The following is a 12,055-nucleotide window of genomic DNA, read 5'->3' on the forward strand; positions in this document are numbered from 1 at the left end:
AAGTTGAGTAAAGAATTAAAAGATATAATATTAAGTTTAGAAAAGCAGTTAATGCATGCTCGAAGAGAGGATTTTGAAAAACTATTAGCTTATGACTATATTGAGTATGGTTCGTCGGGTAGAAAGTACGACAAGTCAATGCAATTAACCTTTTTAAAGAGTAGGTCTCCATTGAACAATATACCATTTATACTTACTGACTTTAACATAAGGTTGTTATCTTCAGAAATTGTGCATGCAACATACTGTACTGAGTCAAATGATACCGGAATTAAATCATTAAGAAGTTCAATTTGGAAATTAAATGAAGGGCAATGGCAAATGTTTTTTCATCAGGGTACTCCAACCAAGTAGAGACTCTTTTTAAACAATTGTTCTTCTAAATCCTACAATCCTCTCTGAACATTTCGTTGCCTGATAATTCTTTTATTCAATGTTGTAAAAAAAACAACGTCCCCTATTGGGGACGTTCCAGCGGGAATTGCTCTCCTAGCTTTGCATAGTTGTTTCCAGCCAACCGACTCACCGGACGCAACTCCTTGGCAATCACATATGTATTTTGGTACGCTTCCTCTGATAAATGATACTGCACTACGCGCCCAATTAATAGGTCACAGGCAGGTGTGTCCTCCTTGCCTCCCAGCGGTATCACCTTCTCCAAAATACATTCCATACGTATTTTCGCTTCAGTCACACCGGGAACTGCAATTTTTGTACTCTTTATTGGGGTGAGACCTGCCAGTGTAACCTCACTCTCCTCCGGCGACAGACGAGAAGCCGTCACATTCACTGCCCCCACATTGTCTTCGTCTGTAATATGTACGACAAAAGCATTGTGCTCCATCGCATTACGCGCTGTATCTTTAGAAACTCCATCGACACGCTGTACGGATACAGACAGCAGTGGCGGCTCGGCGGCAACGATGGAAAAATAACTGAACGGAGCACCATTCAGCACCCCTTCGCTACTCAAAGTCGTTACAAACGCTACTGGCCTTGGGATAATACTCCCGGTCAACAGCTTATAATTTTCACGCTCTGTAAGTGTGTCAGGATTTAAAGAAATCATTTTTCCCCTCTTTTCCGACTACATTCGCTTCGAATGCATATCATCAAGTTACGCCTGGTAAGCAACTACAATTTATAACCAGTCACATGGTGCAACTCAGGCTTCCCTAACAAGTATCGCGTGAATGATACAAAATGTAAAGCTGAAGCTAGAAGCCCTCTCTATTTTTCAATCACATTCCCCTGACTGTCACGCACAGTAACCGCTATTCCCTCAGGCACAGCAATGGTAACGTCCAGCTGATGATGTGTCTGCATAAAACGTGTGGGAACCTGGCTGAGAAGTACATATAGTGTGTCTCCAATTTGCTTTGTCTGATACAGCTCCGTTCCTTTGAAATCATCCTCATTGCCTGTATATATATAATTCCCGAACACATGCACCTCCGGTGAGGTGGTTGCGTCAATTTTGACCGCATAGGGATCTTCTCCCTGTACAATCACCTTGGTCACTCCGGCAGGGAGTTTTTCATGCCAGTCTGGGAGAGTCCTTGTTTCCTGAACCGAACTCATCATTTCTCTGACTTGCGGAGTGATGCCCAATGAGCTGACTAAGGCAAATCCGATACAACAAAAAACCAATATCGCCGTAATAAACATACTGAACAGATCATAGCGAATGCGCTCACGTGTCCCTTTCCAAGCGGTATACATTAAAATCTCCAGTCCCAGCAAAACAAACACGACAGGCCACCACGTCAACGCTTGATCCAGTATGCCCGCTCCCCAAAACTTAGACGCAAACGTTACGCCGCCCAGCAGTACCAGAAAAAGCCCCATGGACAGCCTTCCAACTTTCCACACACCTGTTGGAGCGTTTGAGCTCTTGGAGGTGCCATTCTTATGGGATGAAGTACCCAATAAACCTATTGCCCCAGTCACGTCGCTCTGAGAGTGATGGGCTCCCTTAAAGGAAGCCTCACTCTTTGAAAATTCAGTATCCATTCTATCGTTTCTCCTTTGCTCGCTTCAATTTGGAATTACCGATCATCATCCAAACACCGCCGCCAATTAATAGAAGGGAGACAATAATGGTTCTTAAATACATATCAACTAAATTGTAAATTTGTCCATCCGGGAACAGACGGTCCAGTGTCGGAACAAGTACGTTAATCAGGATGTAGTATGCACCTAGCAGAAGCAGTCCCAAGCCTACCCAGCGATGATATTGAGCAAACATACCGATCACAGGCTTGTCGATCAGCTGCTCCTGCCCATAACGGCTTACCTGCTGCAATGCATCAAAAAAACTGTAAAACCAGACCACCGGGATTAGAAACAAAAAGAGTGAAAGATGCAGCACGTCCAGTATATAGATAAATCCTAAAAACAGTAGCATGAGCTGTAGTCCACGTTTTTGCAACCCAATATACATATGTCCGGCACCGGGAAATACCGATAAAATGGTAGCCAGCATTTTACTACGACGTCCCTCAACTCTTCCATGCTCCAGTTCCTCAAACAAAGTCCGGTCCTGAAGAATGTCTCCAGCTTGTTTACGATGTACATGCTGCACCGCATCAAACATGCAATACAGCCAAATAATCGGCAACACGCCTGCAAACGCCAAAAATCCGGATTCGTTCGTTATGCTAGTAATAAAGATGAGGATCGCGCCAAAGCCAAAGAAGGATAACAGAAAAGACAAGCCACGCTGCATCAGCCCCAAATGAAGGTGCCCCAAACCCGGAATGAATGACAGCAAAATCGTAAAAAATCGTTCATTATCCGATCCTTTTTGAAAAGCAGGTGATCCTGCCATACCATAGTATCCTTGTTGATAATACCCGGGACCAGATCCCATACCTCCCCCCGTGGTATTGGTGCCTGTGTCTGTTGCCCCCTCCGGTATCTCTCCTGATAACCCAGTCTGTCCATAAGACCCATTTGGAGAGTAGAAGCCATATGGATTAGAACCTGCATGAGGAGGATATGGAGCAGCGACAGCACGAGGATCATAACGTAACAAGCTAATCACGATATGCAGCATGCTAAGTCCCCATAAAAGGGCAGCAACAAATATACTAGCAAAAAAAGGCGTTCCGTCACTTGCTATCACTGACAAAAATATTCCTCCTGCCAGACATCCGAAAAACAAAATCGTATAGACAAACGCATTGGCTTTTCTGGTCCAGTAATAGTGTCCTACACCCGGAATGATGTTCAATAGAAATGCCAATAGCTTGCTTCGTTCCGTATAAGGCATCGCTACACTTCCTTTCTATTTATGGAATCTTGGTAAAATTCCCAACTGAAGGTTGATTTTAAACTTGTTCATCTTACCCTTAACTTATTTAGGGCTTTAATTTATCGAGCCAGGTTGTCGTAGCTTGCATGACTTCTTCACTGTAAGAGACGCGTTCTTTTGAAGGAACCGGCTTATTGCCTGTTTGCGGCATCATTTTGTCAAAGGCTCCACTGGATAGCAAGATCAACGTCAGACTTGCGGCAATAACATAGTGGAACACAGGTTTTTCAAACCAACGACGTTTTTTGAATATAATTTGACTCGGTTCAGCTTCTATATTAGGAAGAACGGCCATTACCTGATCTGTGAAGCGCTCCGTATCCATCCAGGCAGAGTGTTCTTCCAATGTCGGCTCTAATTGCTCCAGTGCGACAAGATATAGCATCAGCGCTTGTTCATCTTCCAACAAGAGCTTTTCCAGTCGGGTAGATTCCTCTATCGAACAAGTTCCTGTAATGTATGCATGCCAGTCATTCGTTTGCCCTTCCATCCACGGTCTATCCTGTTGGTCAGTCATTGCCATTCCTCCTCCTTCCAGTGATTCCGAATCCATAGTCGTGCCCGATAGAGTCTGGACTCTACCGTTTTTAAAGCTACCTGCGTCTCTTCTGCTATTTGATCGTAGGTTTTGCCCTGCATATAGTAAGCTTGAATAATATCTCGATGCTGCTGGGGCAACTGGGCGATTTTTTGTGATAGTTCTACCGTTTGCTCTTCACGGATGAGACGGGCCAGTACATCTTCATCCGGGGAAGGGAGCTGCACAAGGGATTGTGCCACGTCTATGAGCTCTGCGGGCCGCCTGTCTTGTTTGCGCTTGATATCCAGCGCTTTATGAAGCGCAATTCGGCTCAGCCACGTTTTAAACCCTTCGTTCCGGTACTGGGGGAGAGACTTGTACACCTGAACGAACGCCTCCTGCGCGGCATCCTCTGCTTCCTTGCTGTCATGCAGTACCGAATAGGCCACATGAAATACATGCTTGCTGTACAGCTCTACGATCTCACGGAACGCCTGCCGATCACCGGACCGGATTCGTTCAATGATTCTCTCTATATCAATGACGCTCTCCCCCTTCCCAATACTATAGACGCCAGGAATTTTTCTTCCCCTGCATATTTCTAAAAAAAATTTAAAAAGGACACACCCTCCAAATCGGAAGGGTGTGTCCTCTATCATTAAAGTCTACTTGCTCACTTTAAATTTCTGCCCTACATTACATGTTGCACAGGCGATACTCCGCGTTGTCCATGTATCGCCATTTCAATGTGACAGCCATAGCGCATCAATTTACTACCTAAAAGGCTCAGTTTGCTACTTTAATTGCGACCGCCACCACGGAATCGCTGGGCATATTCTTTCGCATCCTGTGCATTACGAACCCGGTTTCGGCTCCACTCTAGCAGAATACGATCTATATACCGGAAATGTACCTTCCCAGCAAACACCGCTTCCTTCAGGGCCAGCAAAATAAGCTCCTCCGGATACCGATCCTGATCTACCCAACTGCTGATCGTCTCATATTCCATCGGTGATAATGGTCGGCCGAATTCTTTCTCAAAAATTGTGAATAAATTTCGTTCTTCTGTAAGTGGAGATTCCGATACTCCATTCAGTAAATCCGGCTTCCCGGCAAACAAAATGTCATCTTCATCGTGCTGCTCCGAACGCTCGGCGATCATACATTCAGCCAGCTTGCGATACAGACCCGCTAAGTTATAACGTTCAAATTGGACGGATGAACTGCGGTCTTCCACGGAATCTATTCGCAAAAACCCTTCTTTCATGAGCTTACTGAAATAAAGCGCGATTTCGTTTGCAGTGCACCCAATTCGAGCCTGCAATTGCTCCCATGTCGGAAATTCATTACGTTCCGCTTGTTTAAATGCAAGTAACTGCATCAGTAGCAGCATTTCACCATCCGTCAGCCGAAGCGTCCGATAATGCTTGAGCAAAGCGTAGGGAATTTGAACCATTCCGGTTTCCATAGCATAGGCTACTCCCTCCGCCCAATCTGCCGCTGATGTCTTATCAAATGATCCTGTCATTGATTATGGATACAAACGATACAGCATACGTGGGAACGGAATCGTTTCACGTACATGATCGAGTCCACAAATCCATGCTACTGTACGCTCCAGTCCCAATCCAAAGCCAGAATGCGGAACGGTACCATAGGTGCGCAGATCCATATACCATTGGTAGGCTTCACGTGCCAGGTTATGCTCGTTAAAACGTTCTTCCATCAATGCTGGATCATCAATCCGTTGGGAACCCCCGATAATTTCGCCATAACCTTCAGGAGCGATCATATCAGCACACAGAACAACCTCTGGGCGGGATGGGTCAGGTTTCATATAGAATGCTTTAATGTGAGTCGGCCAATGCGTAATGAACACAGGCTTGTTATATCTTTCGGCAATAGCTGTTTCATGAGGAGCACCGAAGTCTTCTCCCCACGGGATGTCGAATCCTTCACCTTGAAGGAAGGCAATCGCCTCATCGTACGTAATCCGCGGGAACTCGCCTTGAATTTGCTCCAGCTTCGAAACATCGCGTCCGATGGCTTCAAGCTCCTTCGCACAATTTTTCAGAACAGACTGCACGATATGGCTTACAAACTGCTCCTGAACGCGCAAGGATTCTTCGTGATCCACAAAAGCCATTTCAGGCTCGATCATCCAGAACTCAATCAGGTGACGACGTGTTTTGGACTTTTCCGCACGGAAGGTTGGACCAAAGGAATATACTTTACCCAGCGCCATTGCCGCAGCTTCCATGTACAGCTGTCCGCTTTGTGTCAAATAAGCATCCTCGTCAAAATATTTGATGTGGAACAACTCAGTTGTACCTTCCGCAGAAGAAGGAGTCAAAATAGGCGGGTCTACCTTCGTAAAACCGTTGCCGTTGAAAAATTCCTGTACAGCACGGATAATTTCCGCCCGTATGATCAGAACCGCACGTTGCTTGGCGGAACGTAGCCACAAATGGCGATGATCCATCAGGAAATCTACACCGTGCTCTTTTGGGGTAATCGGGTAGTTTTCGGTCAAATGAATGATTTCAATACCTGTAACCGTCAATTCGTAGCCCGATTGACTGCGCGGTTCCTCTCGCACGATTCCAGTTACATAAAGGGAGCTTTCTTGAGTCAAGGATTTGGCATCATTCCAAATATCCTCAGACACTTCGCTTTTTACGATAACCCCTTGAATATACCCGCTACCATCACGTAGTTGCAGGAACTGAATTTTACCGCTAGACCGCTTATTGTTTACCCAAGCGCCAATTGTAACCGTTTCCCCTACATGGCGACCCACTTGGGCAATCGTACTTTTATTTGTCATGACCGTCTCTCTCCTTGAACCGAAAATCAAACAGCCCTCCCCCTTGGGTTAGGCTGTTTGCTCTCGCTGTTTGGTGCATGTGGTACTTAAACCATAGTTCCACATGTATAAAGTTTACACTTACGGACCGAACTACTGAACCAGACGGAACGTGTCACGGGCAATTACCAGTTCTTCGTTTGTTGGAATGATCAGTACTTCTACCTTTGAATTTGCAGTTGTAATCCGGCGAATCTCGCCAGAACGAATAGCGTTCAATGATTCATCCAGCTCGATACCGAGGAATGTCAGTTGTTCCAACACTCTCTTACGCAGAACGATGGAGTTCTCGCCTACGCCTGCTGTAAATACAATTACGTCTACTCCGTTCATTGCGGCAGCATACGAACCAATATACTTACGTAGACGGTATTCATACATTTCAAATGCCAATGTAGAATTAGCTTCGCCTTTTTCCATACCTTCAGTGATTTCACGCATATCACTGCTGATACCAGAAATAGCTAGAAGTCCACTATGCTTGTTCAGCATGGAATTGACTTCATTGACAGTCAATTCTTCTTTGTTCATGACATAAGGCACGATTGCTGGGTCCAAATCACCACTACGAGTACCCATCATAAGTCCTTCCAGTGGAGTCATACCCATGGAAGTATCTACAGACAAACCGCCTTGAACTGCTGTTACACTACCACCATTACCGATATGGCAAGTGATGATCTTCAAGTCTTCCAAAGGACGGCCGACAAATTTGGCAGCTTCCTTACTTACAAAGTCATGGGAAGTGCCGTGTGCACCGTAACGACGAACCTTATACTTATTGTACAACACTCTCGGTATGGCGTACATATAAGCTTTTTCTGGCATGGTTTGATGGAATGAAGTATCAAATACCACAACTTGCGGTACTTCTGGCATATTCAATTCAGCCGCTTTAATCCCCATCATGGATGCTGGGTTATGCAGTGGAGCCAGGTCGAACAAGCGACGGATTTCACTCTTCGCTTCAGGAGTTACGAGCGCTGACTGCTTGAAAATTTCGCCTCCATGAACCACACGATGGCCCACAGCCTGAATTTCGCTAATGCTGGAGATAACACCATGCTCTGCATCTGTGAGTGCATTCAGTACTTTACGGATGGCAGTAGTATGCTCCAAAATTTCGCTAACTTCAGTGTATTCTTCCTTATTGGTTGGTTTATGCGTCAGAATCGAAGAGTCCATACCGATGCGCTCTACCAATCCTTTTGCCAAAACGGACTCGTCCGTCATATCATACAATTGGTATTTCAGGGAAGAACTCCCTGCGTTGATTACGAGGATTTTCATATCCGGTCACCATCCTTGTCATACTTAAAGAAGCCTTCGCCCGATTTCACGCCCAGATTACCTGCACGTACCATTTTCTTCAGGACGATGGACGGACGGTATTTCAGTTCGCCAAATTCACGGAACATCCGCTCCAGAGCCGCCAAAACGGAATCCAGACCAAAGCGGTCAGCCATTTCCAAAGGACCGTTTTGGAAGTTGTAGCCGATACGCATAGCATCGTCGATATCTTCGGCAGAAGCTACGCCCTCTTGAAGTACATGAGCTGCTTCGTTAATCAGCAGACAGATAATCCGGCTAGTTACAAAGCCAGGAGATTCATAAATCATGACTCCTTTTTTCTCCACGATTTCTTCCACGAACATTTTCGTGTTTTCAAAGGTATCGTCTGAAGTTTTCAAACCACGAATAATTTCTACAAGATCAATACGGGATACTGGATAAATAAAGTGCATACCAATAACACGCTCTGGATACTTGGTCGAGCTGGCAAGCTCGGTCAGGCTCAGCGTGGATGTATTACTTGCAAGGATGATGTTGCTTGGACATACATGATCCAGCTCTTGGAAAACAACTTTCTTCTCATCCAGATTCTCTGTAATGGTTTCAATGACCATATCACAGCTAGCGAGCTCCGCCAGATGGGATACTTTTTCAATACGAGATAAAATCAGTTTTTTCTCTGCTTGGGTAATTGCCCACTTTTCCAGTTGCTTATCTAGACTTGTTTCAATCATATTATAAGCGTAGTCTAGTTTTTCTGGTGTCTGCTCTACTAGCAGCACATCGATTCCTTTGGACGCAAGCATTTCAGAAATACCTTGTCCCATGGTGCCGCCGCCAATGACGCCGATTTTTTTAAATTGCATGGTTCTTAACTCCACCCTTTCCTGGTCACTCTCATATATTGTATCCTTCTTTGTCGAAAAATACATGTTTATGTCCCAATAGATAATAATATCTTAGCACGGACTAAAAGTAAAAAAAAATAACCAGCATAAAAAATTATGCTGGTAATAAAGCATTTTCACTAAATTGACATCTAAATTGATCTCCGGACAGCGTTTCTTCCTTCATCAAGATGTCAAGAGAATTGTCGAACACAGGACGATGCTTTTCCAACAACTCCAAAGTGCGGTTATGCAGGTCATTCATAATCTCGCCATTTTCCCGCATGAGTTCCTCTTTTGTAACCATTTCCATGTTAATAATCCCAAGAGAAGTTAAACCGGAAGTCATCATCGTATGAACGATGTTCAGTGCCTGCTCAAAATCATTACTTGAACCAGTACTTCGACCGCCGTAGTACATTTCTTCTGCTGTAGCACCTGCAAGCGAGATCATAATTTGCTCCTCCAGGTACTGCTTGGTATATAAATAATGCTCTTGCTGTGGGTTGTGACGCACGTAACCGAGCGCTTTCCCACGCGGGCTGAGCGCTACTTGACTTACACTACCAGGACGGACGATTTCAGCCATAATAGCATGTCCCAGCTCGTGAATCGCTACACGTTTTTTCTCTTCGAATGTCGATTCTCGGTCTGTTTTTTCGCCCATCATCACCTTGTCAATCGCCATGGACAGATGACTTTGCGCAATCATTTGCCGATCCTGTCTCATTGCATAGATAGCCGCTTCATTCATGACGCTCTCCAACTGTGCACCGGAAAAACCGTAAGACTCCTCTGCAATTTTGTCCAAATTAGCATCTTCCTGGATCGGTTTGTTTTTGGCATGAATTTTAAGGATATGAAGACGACCCTTTTTATCAGGTAAGTCTACTTGAATATGACGGTCAAAACGTCCTGGACGCGTTAAGGCGCTGTCCAGCATTTCTTTACGGTTTGTTGCCGCAATGAGCAATATCCGTGGCGTATCTGCCGAATAAATGCCATCCATTTCTGTCAGCAACTGATTCAAAGTCTGATCATATTCTCGTTGCTGTCCACCCTCACGCTTACCGCCAATAACATCAATCTCGTCAATAAAAATGATTGCATTTTCTTTCTTTTCCTTGGCTGCACGAGTGCGAGCCTCCCGAAACAACTCACGGACACGACCTGCACCAACACCTACGTACATTTCAACAAATTCACTGCCTGAAGCTGCAACAAACACTGAATTGGTATAGTGTGCAGCTGCTTTCGCCATCAGCGTTTTCCCTGTTCCCGGAGGGCCTGTAAGCAAAACGCCTTTCAATGGACGAATGCCAAACTTGGAAATTTCATCATGACGATTCAAAAAATCCAAGGCTTCACGCAATTCCTGTTTAGCGCTTTCTTGTCCACCAATTTCCTCAAAAGTCAGCTTGTCCGGACCATTTTTTTTACGTTTGCGCTCTTGCCCGGCACCTACGGCCAAGCCGCCACGAGCATGCATGAGCATTAACAAGCCACTGAGCATCACGCCCGCAACAAGAAGAGGGATAATATTCACCCCAATAAAAACGAGAAATATAATGGCCACCGGCACAATACCGATTAATATTTCCTTGATCCATCTAGGCATTAGGCCATACCCCCATTTGCTGAGATTGACGTGGCAAAACGATAAACTTCGTCGCATTGCCTTCGCTGAGTCGGATATAGACATTGTTCGAATCCATATCGGTATCAGCCTTGATACCTGTCTTTTTCTTTTTCATCTGCTCAACTGTAGATGAAATTTGAGTATACTTTTTATTTTCCATCGCTTCGGCTACAGGAAACATAGCCTCAGACCACCATTGATTCAGTGCTGAATTGGAACGATCTGCGATATCCAGCTTAATGGTGCGGCTGCCAATGATGGATTGCCCTTTTTGCTTAACCACATCGACTAATCCGGCCACATCCGCCTGCGGTTTGAGATCTAGTTTCAATACCACCTGATCCTGTTTAATATCTATTTGAGCGCTTGTCACGCCTGGATATTGAGATACCAGTTTTTCCAGAGGACTTTGCATTGTAACCTGCCGGTAAATGAACCATCCTCCAAACATTAACAAGGCTGCCAAAACGGCCGCCACCACAATAGGAACTGCACGCAATTTCAAACAACATCCTCCTCTCAAAATGTAAAACCCAGAAGAAACGGGACGAATGTCAACAAACAACCAAATTGCATGATCTTATAATGATCAGCAACTCATTTATCTATCATTTTTGTCTATCACTTATAAAATATAGTATATCATAACGTAAATCTAATATCGAAGGCAATGTGTGGAGGAGTTGTGATAAGGCAAAAAGATGCTTCTGGCTTTTAGTCCAGCTTTGCGGAGCATTAAGTAAAAAGACGCAAATACGAATTAAATCGTATTTGCGTCTTTTTCTAATACTTTCAATCATTCCAAGCTATATAGACTGAGTATAAAAGTTATTTGGAGTGGCCCCATAGCTGTCAGCCAGCGGAGTGGAACACTTGAATCTGCAGAAGCGAAGCGATCGTAAGATCAAATGGACTACGCAGCGCTCCTAACGCTTCTTGGGTACTCCCAAGCCACCGATCCACACTCTTAACATCGCGCTAGTAATTAGGCAAAGTATACTTTATCCCCGTCGATGCTCCATCTGAGAAACGGTAAAAGGTATAGTTGTGATGGCTTTCATCATCGTAAAACAGTTGCCATACATATTCGCCATTGAACACACTCGGTTGGAGCCTTACAATTTTTGCATTTGGAAGTTGCTGCTGAATTATCGCTGTCATTTTTTGCTCGTCGACTCCGTTTTTCATCAGCTCGGTATGAACACCGCTTGGATCTGCCGCAGGTATGTTAGGTTTCCCCTCCATTTTTTGAAAAGGAACCCATACCATTATATTTTCATTCTGTGCGTTTTTTCCTTGAACTACCCAATATATCTGATCCCACACAGACTTCCATGTCTGAGTCGTGCTAACCAGACCACCTGATTGCTTGGCCTTCATGATAGCGGCATTTTTCTCAGCCACCTGGTCTTGAGTAACATACGAATAATACCAGAAAATGCTGACCAGGATCAGTATTACGGCCAAAATGGCGACCGCTATCCATTTCTTCTTATTTTTCAAACCTGTGCTTCCTCTCTAAGGGGATGTGACA

The 12,055-nt window shown here is 44.7% G+C and carries 13 protein-coding genes; 1 reads left to right on the forward strand and 12 read right to left on the reverse strand.

Going from position 1 to position 12,055, the window contains the following annotated elements; all coding sequences use genetic code 11:
• Positions 1 to 3: 3 nt before the first annotated feature.
• A complete protein-coding gene (locus ACH59B_RS14455; RefSeq protein WP_016822166.1) occupies positions 4 to 354 on the forward strand; it encodes a DUF4440 domain-containing protein in 351 nt (116 codons plus the stop codon).
• Positions 355 to 457: 103 nt separating this feature from the next.
• On the opposite strand, the gene ACH59B_RS14460 is transcribed toward ACH59B_RS14455, so the two are convergent.
• The 12 genes from ACH59B_RS14460 to ACH59B_RS14515 form a co-directional block, all read right to left on the reverse strand.
• The gene (locus tag ACH59B_RS14460; RefSeq protein WP_016822167.1) at positions 458 to 1,069 is read right to left on the reverse strand and encodes a flavin reductase family protein; all 612 of its coding nucleotides are present in this window, start codon (positions 1,067 to 1,069) and stop codon (positions 458 to 460) included.
• Between the two features lie 161 nt (positions 1,070 to 1,230).
• On the reverse strand, positions 1,231 to 2,013 hold the full coding sequence (locus ACH59B_RS14465) for a hypothetical protein (protein ID WP_016822168.1): 783 nt from the start codon (positions 2,011 to 2,013) through the stop codon (positions 1,231 to 1,233).
• A gap of 1 nt (position 2,014) precedes the next feature.
• Positions 2,015 to 3,274, reverse strand: a complete 1,260-nt coding sequence (locus tag ACH59B_RS14470) for a hypothetical protein (protein WP_016822169.1) — start codon at positions 3,272 to 3,274, stop codon at positions 2,015 to 2,017.
• Between the two features lie 88 nt (positions 3,275 to 3,362).
• Positions 3,363 to 3,833, reverse strand: a complete 471-nt coding sequence (locus ACH59B_RS14475) for a hypothetical protein (RefSeq protein WP_016822170.1) — start codon at positions 3,831 to 3,833, stop codon at positions 3,363 to 3,365.
• Entirely contained in the window at positions 3,830 to 4,495 is a 666-nt protein-coding gene (locus ACH59B_RS14480) for an RNA polymerase sigma factor (protein WP_016822171.1), read from the reverse strand. The genes ACH59B_RS14475 and ACH59B_RS14480 overlap by 4 nt, the downstream gene beginning before the upstream one ends.
• A 140-nt stretch (positions 4,496 to 4,635) precedes the next feature.
• Positions 4,636 to 5,364 (reverse strand): DnaD domain-containing protein, encoded by a 729-nt coding sequence (locus ACH59B_RS14485; protein WP_016822172.1) that lies wholly within the window; start codon positions 5,362 to 5,364, stop codon positions 4,636 to 4,638.
• A gap of 3 nt (positions 5,365 to 5,367) precedes the next feature.
• A complete protein-coding gene (gene asnS / locus ACH59B_RS14490; protein WP_016822173.1) occupies positions 5,368 to 6,663 on the reverse strand; it encodes an asparagine--tRNA ligase in 1,296 nt (431 codons plus the stop codon).
• 132 nt (positions 6,664 to 6,795) lie between these two features.
• Positions 6,796 to 7,992, reverse strand: a complete 1,197-nt coding sequence (locus tag ACH59B_RS14495; protein WP_013371630.1) for an acetate/propionate family kinase — start codon at positions 7,990 to 7,992, stop codon at positions 6,796 to 6,798.
• Complete coding sequence (locus ACH59B_RS14500) at positions 7,989 to 8,861, reverse strand: 3-hydroxyacyl-CoA dehydrogenase family protein (protein WP_013371631.1); 873 nt, start codon at positions 8,859 to 8,861, stop codon at positions 7,989 to 7,991. The genes ACH59B_RS14495 and ACH59B_RS14500 overlap by 4 nt, the downstream gene beginning before the upstream one ends.
• A gap of 136 nt (positions 8,862 to 8,997) precedes the next feature.
• The gene (locus ACH59B_RS14505) at positions 8,998 to 10,500 is read right to left on the reverse strand and encodes an AAA family ATPase (protein WP_016822174.1); all 1,503 of its coding nucleotides are present in this window, start codon (positions 10,498 to 10,500) and stop codon (positions 8,998 to 9,000) included.
• Positions 10,493 to 11,026 carry a hypothetical protein gene (locus ACH59B_RS14510; protein WP_016822175.1) on the reverse strand — a complete coding sequence of 178 codons (534 nt, stop codon included), beginning with the start codon at positions 11,024 to 11,026 and terminating at the stop codon, positions 10,493 to 10,495. Before ACH59B_RS14510 ends, ACH59B_RS14505 begins: the two co-directional genes overlap by 8 nt.
• Positions 11,027 to 11,499: 473 nt before the next feature.
• Positions 11,500 to 12,024 (reverse strand): DUF5590 domain-containing protein, encoded by a 525-nt coding sequence (locus ACH59B_RS14515; RefSeq protein ID WP_019687843.1) that lies wholly within the window; start codon positions 12,022 to 12,024, stop codon positions 11,500 to 11,502.
• Between the last annotated feature and the right edge of the window lie 31 nt (positions 12,025 to 12,055).

Origin of the sequence: Paenibacillus sp. DP01 (assembly GCF_044784315.1) — a bacterium.
GTDB classification, from domain to species: Bacteria; Bacillota; Bacilli; order Paenibacillales; family Paenibacillaceae; genus Paenibacillus; species Paenibacillus polymyxa.